The sequence below is a fragment of the Ignatzschineria sp. PL_is040 genome (assembly GCF_055813795.1).
In genome coordinates this window covers 173,301-190,139 of sequence record NZ_JBVPGU010000003.1, presented here as the reverse complement: position 1 = coordinate 190,139, position 16,839 = coordinate 173,301, and the positions used below count along the sequence as shown (strand labels likewise).

The 16,839-nt window shown below is 44.2% G+C and carries 14 protein-coding genes; 10 read left to right on the top strand and 4 right to left on the bottom strand.

Annotated elements, in window-relative coordinates; translation table 11 throughout:
- Window positions 1-17: 17 nt before the first annotated feature.
- Entirely contained in the window at window positions 18-1,727 is a 1,710-nt protein-coding gene (locus tag AC0SAP_RS05945; RefSeq protein ID WP_473383385.1) for a proline--tRNA ligase, read from the top strand.
- A 255-nt stretch (window positions 1,728-1,982) separates the two neighbouring features.
- Here the strand turns inward: AC0SAP_RS05945 and tsaB are convergent, their stop codons facing one another.
- The 3 genes from tsaB to ettA are packed head-to-tail and all read right to left on the bottom strand — an operon-like array spanning window position 1,983 to window position 4,600.
- The gene (gene tsaB, locus AC0SAP_RS05940) at window positions 1,983-2,747 is read right to left on the bottom strand and encodes a tRNA (adenosine(37)-N6)-threonylcarbamoyltransferase complex dimerization subunit type 1 TsaB (protein WP_473383384.1); all 765 of its coding nucleotides are present in this window, start codon (window positions 2,745-2,747) and stop codon (window positions 1,983-1,985) included.
- A gap of 2 nt (window positions 2,748-2,749) precedes the next feature.
- Window positions 2,750-2,917 (bottom strand): zinc-finger domain-containing protein, encoded by a 168-nt coding sequence (locus AC0SAP_RS05935; protein WP_094567553.1) that lies wholly within the window; start codon window positions 2,915-2,917, stop codon window positions 2,750-2,752.
- A gap of 12 nt (window positions 2,918-2,929) precedes the next feature.
- Window positions 2,930-4,600 (bottom strand): energy-dependent translational throttle protein EttA, encoded by a 1,671-nt coding sequence (gene ettA, locus AC0SAP_RS05930; protein WP_473383383.1) that lies wholly within the window; start codon window positions 4,598-4,600, stop codon window positions 2,930-2,932.
- Between the two features lie 547 nt (window positions 4,601-5,147).
- Between ettA and AC0SAP_RS05925 the strand changes: the two genes are divergently transcribed.
- The 9 genes from AC0SAP_RS05925 to phnD all read left to right on the top strand — a co-directional run bounded on the left by AC0SAP_RS05925 (window position 5,148) and on the right by phnD (window position 15,149).
- The gene (locus AC0SAP_RS05925) at window positions 5,148-6,116 is read left to right on the top strand and encodes a quinone oxidoreductase family protein (protein ID WP_473383381.1); all 969 of its coding nucleotides are present in this window, start codon (window positions 5,148-5,150) and stop codon (window positions 6,114-6,116) included.
- Window positions 6,117-6,388: 272 nt separating this feature from the next.
- A complete protein-coding gene (locus tag AC0SAP_RS05920; protein ID WP_473383380.1) occupies window positions 6,389-7,252 on the top strand; it encodes a sulfite exporter TauE/SafE family protein in 864 nt (287 codons plus the stop codon).
- Window positions 7,253-7,498: 246 nt separating this feature from the next.
- On the top strand, window positions 7,499-8,812 hold the full coding sequence (ugpB, locus tag AC0SAP_RS05915) for a sn-glycerol-3-phosphate ABC transporter substrate-binding protein UgpB (protein ID WP_473383509.1): 1,314 nt from the start codon (window positions 7,499-7,501) through the stop codon (window positions 8,810-8,812).
- Between the two features lie 132 nt (window positions 8,813-8,944).
- Window positions 8,945-9,820, top strand: coding sequence for a sn-glycerol-3-phosphate ABC transporter permease UgpA (gene ugpA, locus AC0SAP_RS05910; RefSeq protein ID WP_473383379.1), 876 nt, complete (start codon window positions 8,945-8,947; stop codon window positions 9,818-9,820).
- Between the two features lie 2 nt (window positions 9,821-9,822).
- On the top strand, window positions 9,823-10,668 hold the full coding sequence (ugpE, locus tag AC0SAP_RS05905) for a sn-glycerol-3-phosphate ABC transporter permease UgpE (protein ID WP_286481504.1): 846 nt from the start codon (window positions 9,823-9,825) through the stop codon (window positions 10,666-10,668).
- Window positions 10,669-10,813: 145 nt separating this feature from the next.
- Window positions 10,814-11,932 (top strand): ABC transporter ATP-binding protein, encoded by a 1,119-nt coding sequence (locus tag AC0SAP_RS05900; protein ID WP_473383377.1) that lies wholly within the window; start codon window positions 10,814-10,816, stop codon window positions 11,930-11,932.
- A 26-nt stretch (window positions 11,933-11,958) separates the two neighbouring features.
- Complete coding sequence (locus tag AC0SAP_RS05895) at window positions 11,959-12,747, top strand: glycerophosphodiester phosphodiesterase family protein (RefSeq protein WP_473383376.1); 789 nt, start codon at window positions 11,959-11,961, stop codon at window positions 12,745-12,747.
- 181 nt (window positions 12,748-12,928) lie between these two features.
- A complete protein-coding gene (locus AC0SAP_RS05890; protein WP_473383375.1) occupies window positions 12,929-13,612 on the top strand; it encodes an MBL fold metallo-hydrolase in 684 nt (227 codons plus the stop codon).
- A gap of 538 nt (window positions 13,613-14,150) precedes the next feature.
- Window positions 14,151-15,149, top strand: a complete 999-nt coding sequence (gene phnD, locus AC0SAP_RS05885) for a phosphate/phosphite/phosphonate ABC transporter substrate-binding protein (RefSeq protein WP_473383373.1) — start codon at window positions 14,151-14,153, stop codon at window positions 15,147-15,149.
- On the opposite strand, the gene mnmC1 is transcribed toward phnD, so the two are convergent.
- Window positions 15,130-16,629, bottom strand: a complete 1,500-nt coding sequence (gene mnmC1, locus AC0SAP_RS05880; RefSeq protein ID WP_473383372.1) for an FAD-dependent 5-carboxymethylaminomethyl-2-thiouridine(34) oxidoreductase MnmC1 — start codon at window positions 16,627-16,629, stop codon at window positions 15,130-15,132. The two genes, phnD and mnmC1, sit on opposite strands and share 20 nt — an antisense overlap.
- Window positions 16,630-16,839: the final 210 nt, after the last annotated feature.

The window sequence follows — 16,839 nt, the reverse complement described above, 5'->3', positions numbered from 1 at the left end:
GGATCTTTTATTACTATATGAAAACAAGTCAATTTTTAATTAGCACACTCCGCGATACACCTAATGATGCGGAGATTAAATCACACCAATTGATGCTTCGTGCCGGCCTTATTCGCCGTGTTACTTCAGGAATCTATAGCTGGAGTCCTCTTGGGCTTCGCGTTCTGAAGAAGACAGAAGCTATTGTCCGTGAAGAGATGAATAATGCCGGGGCTCTAGAGATGTTGATGCCATCAGCACAGCCGGCAGAACTCTGGATTGAGTCGGGTCGTTGGGAACAATTTGGCCCTGAATTACTTCGCTTTAAGGATCGCCATACGCGTGAATATTGCTTAGGCCCTACTCACGAAGAGGTAATTACCGATTTTGCCCGTCAAGAGTTAAAGAGTTATCGTCAACTTCCGATCAACTTCTATCAGATCCAATGGAAGTTCCGTGATGAGATTCGCCCGCGCTTTGGGGTGATGCGTTCACGTGAATTCTTAATGAAGGATGCCTACTCTTTCCATATCGATGCAGAATCACTCGATGAGACCTACAACAAGATGTATCGCGCCTACTCCAATATTCTCGATCGCCTCGATCTTGAGTATCGCGCTGTCTTTGCAGACTCAGGTGCAATTGGGGGCAGTAAATCTCAAGAATTCCATGTCATCACACAAGCAGGTGAAGATGCGATTGTCTACTCCACGGAGTCTGACTACGCAGCAAACGTTGAAGCAGCAGAAGCGATCGCAGTTGGGACACGCGGCGAGGCCACAAGCCCAATGAAAAAGATTGAGACACCTAATGTTCACTCGATCGAAGATCTAGCTAAATTCCTCAATTCGCCACCAGAGATGCATCTTAAGACCTTAATTCTCCATGGAAAAGAGGATGATGAACTCATCGCGGTCTGTCTCCGTGGAGATCATGAACTCAATGAGGTCAAAGCGGAAAATAGTGGTCTCTTTAAGACACCGCTTGAGTTTGCAACAGATGAAGAGATTGCAGAGAAACTCAATACTACGCCGGGTTCCATTGGCCCGGTTAATCTCCCAATTCGTACTCTCTTTGATCGTCAAGCGGCATTGATGAGTAACTTCAGCTGTGGTGCAAATGAGACAGGCTTCCACTATATCGGTGTCAATATTGGCCGGGATCTTCCTGAACCTGAAGTTCTCGACTTAAGAGAGATCAAGGTAGGCGACCCTTCTCCATGTGGTAAAGGGACCATTGCGATGGCGCGCGGCATTGAGGTAGGCCATATCTTCCAATTGGGAGACCGCTACTCAAAAGCGATGAATGCAACGGTTCTCGATCAAAATGGAAAAGCAACGGTGATGCAGATGGGTTGTTACGGCATTGGTGTGACCCGTATTGTTGCAGCCGCTATTGAACAACGAAATGATGAGGCGGGCATTATCTGGCCTAAAGCGATTGCCCCTTTCACTCTCTCACTAATTCCGATGAACTATGGTAAGTCTGCCTTAGTGAAAGAGACTACCGATAAGCTCTATGATCAACTCATGGCGCTTGGCATCGATGTTCTCTTAGAAGATCGTAACATTCGTCCGGGCGAAGCATTTAGTGATCATGAGTTGATCGGCATTCCTTTCCGCATTGTTATCGGGGATCGTACCTTGAAAAATAGTGAGGTGGAGTTTAAAGCTCGAGGCGATGAAGAAGCAACGATGGTCCCCCTCGATCAAGTTATCGAGTTTGTAAAAGCACAGCTTCTCGCTTAATAGTGATCTCATAGCTCTAGTTCTGCGCCTGATCCCGGCTGACCGCGCTTAAAAGCCTCTTAGAAACAGGTAGAGATAATTAGAGACAACTACAACTAGAGATAACTAAAGATAACTAGGGACAATCAGAGATAAAAAAAGATCTACTCAATAATATTGGTAGATCTTTTTATTTGCGTAATACTTGAGTAACATCTCTTCTACTTGAACTCTACTTTTATAGAGTTCTCTTTTATAGAGCTCTATTTAAGCGTGTTAACGCTCCGCTTTCTCTCTCGCCTTCTCTTCTCGAAAAGCTTTCTGCTCTTCAATCGTCATTGCAATATTGTGACGAAGGTAGATCGGTGAGACTTGATCGGCATAGAGTCCTAATCCTCGATCGAGATCACGCTTAGCCAAAAGAGCGATATCTCCTGCTCGTGGATAGTGACGATCCTCTACTAACGTCACATCTAAGAGTGATGTCGCTCCCTCATCTAAGAGCCAGCCATCTCCTACGCCGTAGAGCGTTACATTCTCATACTGCCCGGTCTTCGCTTCAATACTCTCTCGAATATCTTCCACGCGTGCGGAGATCTCCGCTAAGGTGTTGACCTGATCCTTCTCGATAATCTTAAGATCACCCTCTTCATCAAGTCCGTAGATTGCCCAGTAGACCTCATTCATCTTCGCATCGATCATCGGCATCACCAATGCATCAGGATGCTCTTCCAAAATAGGATAAGCTAATGCCGCAAGCGTCGAGATCGGTACTATGGGCAGTTCAAGTCCGGCGCCGAGCCCCTGAATAAAACCACAAGCAATTCTTAAACCGGCAAAGCTTCCCGGACCGACCGCAAAGGCCAATCCATGAAGCTCATTAAGTTCTATCTCGGCCGCCTCTATCACCTCTTCTGTCATCGGCTTGAGAAGCTCGATATGTTTACGAGGTGCGACAGAGAGCCGTTCGACAATCTCGCCATTTACATAGACCGCTGCCGAACACGCTTCCATCGATGCATCAACTGCTAAAATTTTCATCTTTATTCAACGATATACTCTGTACTACAGTAAGGACAACGCACTTTCCCATCATGATTAGGCGCCAGATAGACGCGCGGGTGGTAACCCCATGCATCCACATCAATAGGGGGACAACAGATGGGAAGTTCCGCTTCTGTTAATTCTACTTCTTTCTGCTCTAATGCCATAATCTCAACTCCTTAGCGTGAAATCGGTTTGTACTTAATACGTTGTGGATTGTCTGCATCATCCCCTAAGCGACGGCGACGATCCGCTTCATACTCTTCGTAGTTTCCTTCAAACCATTCTACATGAGAATTTCCTTCAAAGGCTAAAATATGTGTTGCAATTCGATCGAGGAACCAACGGTCATGGGAGATAACGACGACACAGCCGGCAAAAGCTAAGATAGCATCTTCCAAGGCACGCAAGGTCTCAATGTCGAGATCGTTCGTCGGTTCGTCAAGTAAAATGACATTACCGCCAGAGCGAAGCACTTTTGCCAAGTGAACACGGTTACGCTCACCTCCAGAAAGATCCTTAATAAATTTCTGCTGATCCGATCCTTTAAAGTTAAAACGACCACAATAAGCACGTGATGGAGTCTCATAGTTACCCACGCGAATAATATCAGAGCCTCCTGAGATCTCCTCCCAGACAGTTTTAGAGCCATCTAATGTATCGCGACTCTGATCAACATAGGCTAACTCGACACTCTCTCCGACACGGAAAGTTCCCGCATCTGCTTCTAATTGACCTGTCATCAGCTTGAAGAGTGTTGATTTACCGGCACCATTTGGTCCGATCACCCCTACAATTCCTCCGCGAGGAAGATTAAAGCTTAAATCTTCATAGAGAAGTTTATCCCCAAATGCTTTTGCAACACCTTTCGCTTCAATCACAAGATCACCTAAGCGAGGACCCGGTGGAATATAGATCTCCATCGTCTCATTACGCTCTTGGAACTCTTGACTCTCTAACTCTTCAAAACGAGCAAGACGCGCTTTAGATTTTGTCTGGCGACCTTTCACACCTTGACGAACCCACTCAAGCTCTTTCTTAATCGCTTTTGCACGAGACTCTTCCTGTTTTGCTTCCTGCTCTAAGCGTCTATTCTTCTGCTCAAGCCAGCTTGAGTAGTTACCCTCATAAGGAATTCCGTGACCTCGGTCTAACTCTAAAATCCAGCCCGCAACATTATCTAAGAAGTAACGGTCATGCGTTACCGCAACAACAGTACCAGGATAATCGTGGAGGAATCGCTCAAGCCACGCCACAGATTCTGCATCTAAGTGGTTTGTCGGCTCATCGAGCAGCAACATATCGGGTTTTGAGAGAAGCAATTTACAGAGTGCAACTCGGCGACGCTCTCCCCCTGAAAGGGTGGCAACATCACGATCCATTGGTGGCAAGCGCAGTGCATCTGCCGCAATCTCAAGTTGACGCTCTAAGTTATGGCCATCCGTTGTCGCTAAAATCGCTTCAAGTTCAGCTTGCTTAGTAGCTAATGCATCAAAGTCTGCATCAGGTTCAGCATAAGCGGCATAGACTTTATCGAGCTCTTCTTGTGCATTCTTAATATCGCCGAGAGCTTCCTCAAGGTTTCCACGAACATCGAGCGCTTCATTGAGCTTTGGCTCCTGCTCGAGATAGCCGATCTTTGTTCCAGGTTGAACACGCGCTTCCCCCTGAATATTGGTATCCACTCCTGCCATAATGCGAAGAAGTGTTGATTTACCGGCACCATTTAATCCTAAAACCCCAATTTTCGCACCGGGAAAGAAGGAGATCGAAATATCTTTTAAGATCTCTCGATTAGGCGGTACGATTTTACTGACACGATTCATCGTGTAGATAAATTGTCCTGACATATAATTTTAACCCTTATATAAAGACGACAAGATGAACGAGCGAGGGGATTCTATAAAAATCAACATAAGAATCAATATAAGAATCGATATAGGAATCAATATGGCAATCAGAGCAGTATCACGAAAGAGAACCCTCTCTTTCCCTGCGCATCGATCCCACAATCACCCTATAAAAAGGCTCGATCACCGATCTGTTTACAAATAATTTCCCCGATATTCTACCCCATATTCCGCTAAATTGATCCTCATCGGGCGAGAATTATTTCACGTGCCCTGGAAAAAGAGCGCAAGCCACTTTCAGAGAATCTTCCGATAAGCGCTTTATGGAGATCATAATATGTGATCCCGATTGATCTTAGTAACACCTGACATCCCCATTAACACCGTGATATGGTAAAGCGTATCCAATATTCATTCATACAGATCATTCACACATATTAATTCAAAATGTCATTCACTAATATCAGTAACAGAATCAGCAACAAAACTTAATATACATAGATCGGCCAAAAATATTTGTCCACCATCATCAACAGAGGAGAAAAGAATGAGTTACCAAATTATCTTAAAAGAACAGGGAGATATCTCTAATTTTGAGAAGGTTGAAATCACCCTTCCAGCGCCAAAAGAGGGAGAGGTGCGTATTGAGCAGAAAGCAATTGGGCTCAACTTTATCGATACCTACCATCGCGATGGACTCTATGCCTTAGAGACGCCCACCGTCATTGGGCAGGAGGGTGCCGGCATTATTACTGCAGTCGGGAAAAATGTCACCCAATTTAATATTGGAGATCGTGTCTGCTATGCGAGTGTTTTAGGTGCTTATGCCTCAGAACGCAATATCGCTACCGATCGACTCATTAAAATTCCTAGTAGTATCTCTTATGAAGAGGCCGCCTCCTCCCTTATTCGCGGCGGTACAGCAAGCTATCTGCTCTTCGATCTCTTTCAACTCAAGGCGGAACATACCACTTTAATCCATGCCGGCGCCGGCGGTGTTGGCCAGATTCTGATTCAATGGGCAAAAGCGATCGGCGCTACCGTGATCACAACAGTGAGTACTGAGGAGAAAGCAGCCGTGGTTCGCGCTTTAGGAGCGGATCTTGTCATCAATTATCGTACGGAGAATTTTGTAGAAAAGGTGCGTCAATTTATCCCTGAAGGGGTTGACGTTGTCTATGATGGCGTTGGGAAAGAGACCTTTATTCCTTCATTAGATACCTTAAAACCATTAGGCATGATGGTCTCTTTCGGCAATGCCTCAGGGGCGCCACCGGCAATCTCTCCGCTACTACTTTTAGAGAAAGGGAGCCTCTTTCTAACGCGCCCTAACCTCAATGCCTATACCTCAACAAAGGAGCGCTATCGAACGGTGATGGATCGCTGGTTCCTTGCACTCAGTAGTGGAAAAATTAAGCTCTCTTTACAACAAAAGTTTCCTCTTTCAGAAGTTGGACGTGCCCATCAAGCATTAGAGAATCGAGAGATTATTGGCTCAGCAGTTCTGATCCCTTAACAGCATTTTAGAAAGCAAAGAGCGTGATTTAAAACAAAATTAAGAGAGAAAGCGAGGAATCCTCGCTTCTTTTATTTCTATAAAAGATTACAATGGGAAGCTATTTCATTCTACCGATTTACATAATCTATTTAGACTATCTAATTTAAGCTATCTATCTAGGAACGCTCTTGAGAGATGCTATATAGAACCCCGAAGATCATCTAAAGGTTCGGATAACTCTTTTAACTAACTATCCACCCCATCCTTAACTATGAGGTAATCTCTTAATTATGACTGAATTTATTGCGATGCTCTCCGGCGCCTTCTTTATCGGTTTTGCGGCACAGACCCACTGTGTGGGGATGTGTGGACCGGTAATTGGTATCTTGGGAATGAACAACTCCTATAAACGTATTCCGGCAGCCATTCTCTATAACCTTGGCCGTATCTCTACCTACACACTCTTAGGTGTATTAGGGGGATTGATTGCCGCCTCGGTCTCCGATATCACCTCCATTCAATATGTGATTCGTTATATCGCCGGAATTATTATGATCCTTATTGCGCTCCAACTCTTTGGACTTCCCCAATTTTTAGGATTTATTGAGCGCCCCTTCCAACATATCTGGAAACCGATTCAACGCTTCTCACAACGCTTCTTCCCGATTCGAACAGCGAAAGGAACCTATCTAGTAGGGATGATCTGGGGACTTCTCCCCTGTGGTGCGGTCTATGGTCCTCTCGCGGTGGCAATGGGTGCCGGCTCAGTCGCAAAATCTGCTGGCATTATGTTTGCTTTTGGGCTCGGAACACTTCCTATTATGTTGGGTCTTGCGATCTTTGGTAATTATATCGGCCACTTTTTTGCCAAAAAAGGAATTCGTATCCTTGCCGGCTTACTCGTTTTAGCAATGGCGATCTACTATCTCGGCTGGATTGCACCTCAAGAGAAGGTGACTAAACGTGCCGCAATGGCCAGTGAACAGACCCATAAAGTACGGGAAGGAGAGATGAGTGCCGCTGAAGTATTAGAGCAGATGCAAAAAGGGGGCATGAGTCATGGCAAAAAGATGGATAAAGAGGATGGCTCGATGCAAAAGTCGATGAAAGATTCCATGCCGAGCAATACAGATCAAAAATCTTCGAGCCATTAATGGAAAATCTCTCATAGAGAATCTTCTCAATAAATATTAAGAAATTAAGAATCGAAACATTAATAATCGAAATATCAATAATATTAAGACCTTAAGCGATCGAGCCACCTTATCGGGTGTTCTGATGAACTTAAGGTCTTTTTTTATACCAATTCTATTGTTGTTAAACGATTGTCATAAAGAGTTTTTATACTTCAAAAGTATTCTTAACCACATCATCGATACTTTTGAGGAGACATTATGCAACTGAAGGTTAAAAAAATCACCGCACTCTCACTACTAAGTGCAACGCTCTTTGCACAAAGCGCAATAGCACAGACAGAGATTGAGTGGTGGCACTCAATGGATGGCGCACTTACCGATTGGGTTAATGATTTAGCTGAAGGCTTTAACGAATCCCAAACTGAATTTAGAGTCATTCCAACCTATAAAGGGGGATATGAACAATCGATGACTGCGGGAGTTGCTGCTGTTAGAGCTGGAGAGGCTCCCGATATACTCCAAGTTTACGAGGTAGGGACTGCCTCGATGATCTATGCCGATGGCGTGACAAAATCGGTCACAGAGATTATGCAAGAAAATGGGATTCCCTTCGATCTCAATAGCTATATTCCCGCGGTAGCAAGTTACTATACCGCACCCAATGGAGAGCTGTTATCACTTCCCTTCAATAGCTCAACAACAGTGATGTACTACAATAAGGATGCGTTTAAAAAAGCGGGATTAGATGCAGATAATCCCCCTAAGACCTGGGCTGAAGTGCGTAAAGCCACTGAGGCATTAAAAGCTGCTGGGGTCTCCTGCCCTATGACAACTGAATGGATGGGATGGACACAGCTTGAAAGTTTCTCGGCATGGCATAATGCCCCTTACGCCTCTGAAAATAATGGTTTTGATGGCTTAGATACAGAGCTACTGATCAATAAGCCACTTCAATTACGTCACTTCAACAATCTCAATGAGATGGCAAAAGAGGGATTATTTCACTATAAAGGACGCGCAAGTGAAGCGGGCCCTGCCTTTAGATCAGGAGAGTGTGCAATCACCTTTGGCTCTTCCGCAAGTTATGCCGGTTTGAAACGAGATGCGAAATTTGAATTTGGTGAATCGACCCTCCCCTACTATGCCGATGTTGAAGGCGCTCCCCAAAATACCGTCATTGGTGGAGCAAGTCTCTGGGTGATGAATGGCAAACCAGCAGATCATTATCGAGGCGTTGCTCAATTTTTTGATTATATCTCTCAACCTGAAATTCAAGCCGCAAGCCATATGCGTACCGGCTATCTCCCCGTCACAAAAGCTGCTTTTGAAATTACAGAGGCAAGTGGCTTCTATGAAGAAAATCCGGGTGCCAATGTGCCTGTAGAACAGATGATACGGAAAGCTACTGACAATACACGCGGTATCCGTTTAGGCAATATGCTTCAGATCCGTGCGATTGTCGATGAAGAGACAGAGCAGATCTGGACAGGGAAAAAGAGCCCAGAGGAGGCTCTCAACAATATTGTTAAACGAGGCAATGAGTTACTCCGTCGCTTTGAACGCGTCAATAATCGATAATCTTAATCATTCTAAACGGGGCGATTGATCATAAGATCGCTTCGTTTTTTATCGCCCAAAATAATGATTCTAACCTCTCTCCGCTTCTCTCTCTTATCAAGTGTGACTTATCAAGAATGAAGTTAAAAAATTATGAAATTATATTTTAAAGAGCATCGTTGGCTTCCCTGGATTCTCATTATTCCGCAGCTATTTGTCATTGCCCTCTTCTTCTACTGGCCGGCTGTACAGGCAATGATTCAGAGCTTCCAGCTTGAAGATATCTTTGGTTTAAATCGAGAATGGGTAGGGTTTGAGAACTTTATCACCCTCTTTGAGAATCCGATCTACCGAGAAGCAATCTATACCACCCTCTACTTCTCTTTTTGGGTCACCTTTTTAGGTTTAACGATTGCTCTTCTCCTCGCTTTCTTTATGCAGAAAGTCACAAAAGGCGTCCACCTCTACCGGACGATGCTGATTCTTCCCTATGCGGTTTCCCCCATAGTGGTAGGGGTTCTCTGGACCTTCATGTTTGCCCCAGGCTTTGGGCTCATCACCTATCTACTGAGCAAAATAGGGATCACATGGAACCATCAGCTCAATGCCAATCAAGCGATGTGGCTTGTGATTATGGCCTCTATCTGGAAGCAGATCTCCTATAACTTCCTCTTCTTCTATGCCGGACTTCAAGCGATCCCTAAATCTCTCTCTGAAGCTGCTGCTATCGATGGTGCCGGCCCTTGGCGTCGATTTTTCACTATTGAATTCCCCCTCTTATGGCCGACAACCTTCTTTCTCTGCGTTATCAATATTGTCTATGTCTTTTTTGATACCTTTGCCATTATCGATGCCTTAACAGAAGGTGGCCCTGGCAATGCTACATCCACTCTGGTCTATCGGATCTACTTTGATGGGTTTAAAAGCATGAACTATGGAAGCTCTGCGGCACAATCGATCGTCTTAATGGGATTTGTCCTTCTTCTTACCATCATTCAATTTCGTTATATCGATAAGAAAGGAGCATAATAATGATCGAAAATCGTAAAGGACTCAAAATAGTTGCACACCTAACTATTATAACGACCCTACTTATCGTCTGCTTTCCGATCTATATTGCGATTATTGCCTCCACTCAGAGTGCTGAGGCGGTAGTCAATGTCCCCTTCTCACTCCTTCCTGGCGACCACTTTTGGAATAACTATAAGATCGCACTCTTCGGAGATGAGAAGAGCAACTCCTTCTCTGCAATTAGAATGCTCTGGATCTCTCTTGTGATGACCTTACTCATCGCTTTTGGCAAGATTGCGATATCGATCACTTCAGCTTTCGCGATTGTCTATTTCCGCTTTCCCGGCAGAATCATTCTCTTCTGGATCATCTTTATCACATTGATGTTACCCGTAGAGGTCCGTATTATCCCTACCTTTGATGTTGTTGCTAATTTACATATGCTCAATAGTTATGCAGGATTAACCATCCCTCTTATTGCTTCTGCAACAGCAACCTTCCTCTTTCGCCAATTTTATAGCACCGTTCCCGATGAGTTATTAGAAGCGGCAAGAATCGATGGTGCTACTGCTATGCGCTTCTTTAAAGATATTCTCCTACCACTCTCTCTGCCAACGATTGCCGCCCTCTTTGTCATTCAATTTATCTATGGTTGGAATCAATATCTCTGGCCACTTCTCATGACAACTCGTGAAGAAATGTTTCCGATTTCGGTAGGATTACGGCAGATGATGGGATCAGGAGATGCCCTAGTCGATTGGAATATTGTGATGGCAACGACCGTCTTAATGTTAATTCCTCCGATCATTGTCATTCTGCTTATGCAGAAGTGGCTAGTAAAAGGGCTAATCGATAGTGAGAAATAGATCAGTAGAGCAGTAGAGCAGTAATGCAATAGCCTAATCACCAGATCATCCGATTACCTGATTACCTGATTACCTGATTACCTGATTACATAATCATGTAAATCAAATAAGTAAGAAAACAACAAAATAGCGAGGATCAACAAAAGTGGCAAAAATTCAGTTACAAGGGATTACAAAACATTATGGATCAAAGCGAAAACCGGGGACACTTATCTTAAAAGGGATCGACATCGATATCGAAGATGGTGAGTTTATCGTTGTTGTCGGTCCTTCTGGTTGTGGTAAATCAACACTACTACGCGTTATTGCCGGCTTAGAAGAAGCCTCAAGCGGTATGATCACAATTGGCGAACGCGATGTTACCCATTTAGAGCCATCCCAAAGAGATATTGCGATGGTCTTCCAGAACTATGCCCTCTACCCCCATATGAGTGTTCGAGAAAATATGGCCTATGGTGTAAAATTAGCCAAAATGCCGAAAGAAGAGATTGAACGGCGCATTCAAGAGACTGCAAAAATGCTCGATATTGAAATGCATCTCGACAAAAAACCAAGTGCTCTATCAGGAGGACAGCGACAAAGAGTTGCCATGGGGCGTGCCATTGTACGCCAGCCTAAGCTCTTCCTCTTTGATGAGCCACTCTCTAATCTCGACGCAAAACTCCGAACCTCTACTCGTTTAGAGATCCGTCGTCGCCATAATGAGATTGGCATTACCTCCCTCTATGTCACTCATGATCAGACAGAAGCAATGACACTTGCTGACCGAATGATTATCTTAAATAATGGCAATATTGAGCAATTTGGCACACCTGAAGAGATCTTTCATCAGCCTGCCTCCACCTTTGTTGCTAACTTTATGGGTTCGCCAGCGATGAATCTTCTTCCTGTTACCCTCAGAGAGGGTGCCGTCTACTTTAAAAGAGAGAAGCTCAATGGTGTCACGCCACCTAAAGCATTACTAAAAAGAGAGCAGAATGAGTGGATCTTAGGTATCCGCCCTGAAAAGATCTATTTACAGCAAGACTCACAACAAGATGGACAACCTCTATCTATTAATGTAACCCTCACTCTCGCAGAAAATTTGGGCGCTGAAATGTTGCTCTATTGTGATTTCGCCGGCGAAACAATCACGGTTAAGATGCCTCATAAAGTTCAAAATAGTGCGCCACCTCGTGCAGAAACTGAGCTCTCACTACAATTCTCCTCTCAAGATCTCTTCTGGTTTGATCCTACAACCACGAAACGGGTCGAAACAGATTAAGTCTCTCAACTTCAAGGATCTCAATCATGATATACAAAAAAGAAGTTATCTCCCCCTCTCCTTACCCAAACCTGATCGCCCATCGAGGTGCCGGGAGGGCCGCCCCTGAAAATACGCTCGCCGCATTCCGCTATGGGAGTCAGAAAGGTTTTACCATGTTTGAGTGTGACGTAAAACTTTCACAGGATCAGGAGCTCTTTCTGTTACATGATTCCACGCTAATGCGCACGACAAATGGGGTAGGAAATGCTAGTGAGAAATCATGGGAGGAGCTCTCTCGTCTAGATGCTGGAAGTTGGCATTCTGCACACTACAGTGGGGAACCTCTCGCTCGCTTTGAGGGAATAATCGACTTTATCATCAACAATCACTATCTTCTTGATGTGGAGATTAAACCTAATCCCGGTGAAGCGTATAAAACAGGTGTTGCAATCGCCTCCTTTCTTCAAAAAAAGCATCTTAAGCTCTCAGCACAAAATACCGACCTCTACGGCTCCCCCTTTCTTCTCTCCTCCTTTTTGCCAGAGGCATTACGTGGCGCTAAAGAGATTGCACCCGAAATTCCTAGAGCCCTCCTAGTAGATAGCGGATCACAAGGTGAAGTACAAATATTTGAGCAGATCTCAGAATTAGAGTGTGCGGGCATCATCCTCAATTATCAGATTGTTACCCCAAAAATCGTAGAAAAAGCACATCAAATGTCGCTCTTTGTTATGGTCTACACTGCCAATGAACCGCTACTGATCGAGCAATTACTTCAGATGGGTGTGGACTCTATCATCACCGATAATATGGAGATCAATCTTAAGCGCTAGATATCACAGAGTCATTTGTTAGAAAAGCTTCAAAGAGTAGAATCGTTTGATTAAATAGCGTTAAAAGCACCTTAATAAAGTTTACCAAATAGAGATGCATTTATCCCCCAAAGGGACAATAATGGAGGGATAATCACAGAAGTTACAGCTATAAAACAACGATAAAATTTAGGAGTAGCAGATGAGCAAGCGTTACAAAATTCATTCAAAAGTTTATGAACGTTATGAAAACTTTATGCATATTATTGAAGACCTTGATACGCATGAAGCGATCGTTATCGATCCCGCTTGGGATGAGGAGTACTTTACCGATGAGATCGAGCGCCTTGGCGTAAAGCCTGTTGCTATCTGGCTAACTCATGGTCATCACGATCATGTGAGCGCAGTGCAGATGCTACGAGATTTCTATCCTATGCCGGTCTATGCTTCTGAAGTTGAGATCGATTTTATCAACTCCTATCCTAAAGGAGATCTCCCCCCTGCTTTTCGTGAGTTACCCGATGATGTGATTCCCTTAGCAGATAATGATACTCTCTCCTTTGCCGGCGAAGAGGTCCGAATTATTCATACCCCCGGTCATAGCCCTGGATCGATCTGCTATCTCTTCTCTGATGATATTATTACCGGCGATACCCTCTTTGTTGATGGTGCCGGTCGAGCTGATCTGACCGGATCCGATCCGGAAGCACTCTTCCACTCTCTCAATCGCCTAGTTGATGAGGTTCCACATCATGTTGAGATCCATACCGGCCACGCTTACGGCCCTTCAGCTACCGCAACTTTAAAAGATCAGATCGAAAGCAACCCCTTTTTACAAAGGATCGATGATCAAGAAGAATTTATTCGCTATCGTATGAGCCGTTAATGGCGCTCAATAGGAATCAGATCGTAGCTATTAAGATTCATTTTTTAATAGACACAGGCAATAGCTACGATTTTCCATCTTCATGATGAATGCTAGATACTCATACTTAGCCCGATCAATTAAAAATATCTGATCATTCCCCCCGATTTTCAATAAAAATAGCTACATTTATCCCATCACTATTAATACTATTAATAAAATAGAGAGTGAGATCGATCACAAAGTAAATTTATTGTAAACGTTATCCCTTACTGAAAAAAGATGCGATACTAAAGAGATAAAACCTGCGTAAATTATAATCAGCTTTTAATCCTGTTTAGTCGTGCTTGAATCGCGCATGAGTCGCGCTCAAGCTCTCTTGTAAGCAATTTAAGTCACTCTCATTAAAAATGATGAACTATGAACTATCAATTATGATCTATAAGATTTATCACCTATAAAATAGGGTATAAAAAAGTAGAGCAATTGAGGGATCACAACGATTTATTAAAGAATATTTGAAATAGAGTCAGTCATTAGGGAATAGTAAGATATTAGTATGAAGTCGATTATCCATAATTATCAAAGAGCTGTAAGAAGACTCTTCAGCACACTCCTACTGCTATTTTTGACGCTCCCATCGCTAATAGCTGCGGACTCCCCTATTAATGAGGGTAAGTTGCAGGATATTTTAGATCCCAAATATTATGATATTGATGGCGATCTTCTTGCAGATCCCCCGTTACTGCCCCATCTACAAGTCGATCCAGCAACATTAGTGATCTCTATTGTTCCTAATGGCGATGAACATGCATACGCGCACCAGCTCAATCCCTTCTTTAACTATCTTCAAAGCTGTCTACAGCGACCTGTTATCTTCTACCCTATGCAGAGTAGCTATGCAGAGGTAGAAGCGATGCGTAATGGTTCCATTCATATTGCAAGCTTCTCAGCAGGAGCACTCATTCATGCTGTTAATCGTGCCGGCGCAATTCCTTTTGCCGGCAAGGGTAATGAAGATGGATTATTAACAACCGATATGATTGTGATCGTCCGGCAAGATAGCCCCCTTTATAACCTCAAAGATCTGAAAGGTACTCGCGTTGCCCATGTCAATTTTGCTTCAAGTGCGGGGCATCTAGCTGCGCTCTCCCTCTTCCCAGCAGAGGGCATTACTCCTGGGAAAGATTATGAGATCTTATTTTCAGGCAAACATCGACAATCTATTTTTGGGGTTAAATCGGGCGATTATGATGCTGCCCTCATCGCTCAAGAGGTTCTCGATCGTTTAGTACTCCTCGACCTTGCCAGTTATGATGATTTTAGAATTATCTATCGTAAAGGTTCAGCACCTTTTGCCGCCTATACTTACGCACACAATCTCGCGCCGGCACTGAAAGAGCAGATCCAAAACTGTTTCTATCAATATCGTTTTCCCGAAGAGATGCAGAGAATCTATCTTGGCGCAGATCGATATCTCCCTCTCAATTATCAAGAAGAGCTAGAGACTCTATTTCAGATCTATACGCCTCAAAAGCTCAATCAAGAGATTGATTAAAACGTAATGCATGGTAGTAGAAACGATTAGGATGAAGCGCCTCTCGTAGCGCTTGAGACAATTGCACATAAGAACAGCTTTCTGACTTAGGTAATAATTCCATACGAGACTCCATACTAGGCTCTATACAAAACTCTCCAATAATATAATCCCGTAAGAGCACAGCACTAATGGGCGCAGAGATCATCCCACGTGACCCGTGTGCCGTTGTTAAATAGAGCCCTCTTTCCCAGGGAATCGGAATATCAGGAATTGCTTTAGCATCTGCACGTATGGCGGCAAAATCGGCCATAAAACGTTCTCGATTTGCGATGGGCCCCACGATCGGCATCGACCCCATAGCACTTGCTCGAGTAGCCGCCCGGCCTTCAAGCGCCAGTTGCTGAAGTGCCGTATCATCCATCTTTGAGCTAAGCCCTAAATCTGTTGCAAGTTCTGGAGAGCTCTTCTCTAACATCGCGATATTTTCTCGATGCTCTTCATCTGTTAAATATCCACCAGCCTCATGCCGGCGAAAAGTTGCGCCAAAGGTACTCCTTTTCAAACCAACTCCCTTTGCCGGCGCAATATAGCCTTCACCACTGATCACCATCTTCAGTGGATTATCTCGATTGATCGTTGTCGTCTGCCCGCGTACAACAGTAAAGGGAAGATGACGACAGGGCTCCAACGTCGCAACCCCTTCTGCCATCGCTAAAATCACCCCTTTACTGCGAAAAGTAGAACCATCTTCACAGCGCACCTCCCAAAGAGGGCAGGCTTCATCCAAAGCACCCAATGTCGCAGGATGCCCACTATCATCAGCTCCGGCAACACTTGAATTTCTCGCAGAGATCTCCTCTCTTTGAAGACAATTAATACTCGTTACAACCTTGCCACATAATCGCTCCGTATCAACACTTTTTAAGAGTGCCTCTACAAATGCCGGCGGAGAGACCCAGCCTGATGTAGGGAAATAGAGCCCTCCGGCAGTCAGTGGCACACCGGCTAATTGAATCGCCTCTGCTTGATCGACCCACTTGAGTAGTGATGGAGGATAAAGCTCCGCTAATTGTTGCTGTTTTTCTCCCTCTTTCTCAGAGCGAGTTAACTGAAGAAGACCACAATCATCCCAATCTTCTCCTTTCTTTAGTAGAGAATCTGCTGTTAACTTCTGCAATAACTGACGAACATAGTGTAAGCCTGAGATTAGAAGCTCATTTTGCACCTCGGTATGGGGAGAGAGCTTTAAGTAGAGCATCCCTTGTAGATTTCCCGATCCGCGAGAAGCTACCTCTGCCTCAGCCTCTAACAATAATGTTCGAAATCCGGCATTTGCTAACTCATAAGCGCTCGATGCCCCGGCAATACCGCCGCCGACTATAATAAAATCATATAGGGCGTCATATCGGTGACGTTCAATGCCTTCTGCCTGATATTGCTCAGTACTCCATATGATCTTGGGTGCCTGATACCAAGGAATGACCCGCTCTTTTGTCACACACTACTCCTTCTCTCAATACATTTTTTCTTAATGCATTTTTTCTTAATACATGTTCTCTTTATGCACTTTCTCTTTATCTGTTTTCTCCACTTATGACCTTAATAGCGCCATCTAGAGCTGTTATAAAGTTATAATTTAAATCGATACACTCTGCTATTTTAACGGAAAGGGGGAGAGAAATGGGATTGTTTCCCCTCAAGCGCTACT

Bases quoted from the DNA above. Each gene is read 5' to 3' on its own strand.
- AC0SAP_RS05920 (WP_473383380.1), top strand. From the start codon at position 6,389: ATGACTGAATTTATTGCGATGCTCTCCGGCGCCTTCTTTATCGGTTTT.
- ettA (WP_473383383.1), bottom strand. From the start codon at position 4,600: ATGTCAGGACAATTTATCTACACGATGAATCGTGTCAGTAAAATCGTA.
- AC0SAP_RS05890 (WP_473383375.1), top strand. From the start codon at position 12,929: ATGAGCAAGCGTTACAAAATTCATTCAAAAGTTTATGAACGTTATGAA.
- tsaB (WP_473383384.1), bottom strand. From the start codon at position 2,747: ATGAAAATTTTAGCAGTTGATGCATCGATGGAAGCGTGTTCGGCAGCG.
- ugpA (WP_473383379.1), top strand. From the start codon at position 8,945: ATGAAATTATATTTTAAAGAGCATCGTTGGCTTCCCTGGATTCTCATT.
- AC0SAP_RS05935 (WP_094567553.1), bottom strand. From the start codon at position 2,917: ATGGCATTAGAGCAGAAAGAAGTAGAATTAACAGAAGCGGAACTTCCC.
- ugpE (WP_286481504.1), top strand. From the start codon at position 9,823: ATGATCGAAAATCGTAAAGGACTCAAAATAGTTGCACACCTAACTATT.
- phnD (WP_473383373.1), top strand. From the start codon at position 14,151: ATGAAGTCGATTATCCATAATTATCAAAGAGCTGTAAGAAGACTCTTC.
- AC0SAP_RS05895 (WP_473383376.1), top strand. From the start codon at position 11,959: ATGATATACAAAAAAGAAGTTATCTCCCCCTCTCCTTACCCAAACCTG.
- AC0SAP_RS05945 (WP_473383385.1), top strand. From the start codon at position 18: ATGAAAACAAGTCAATTTTTAATTAGCACACTCCGCGATACACCTAAT.
- AC0SAP_RS05925 (WP_473383381.1), top strand. From the start codon at position 5,148: ATGAGTTACCAAATTATCTTAAAAGAACAGGGAGATATCTCTAATTTT.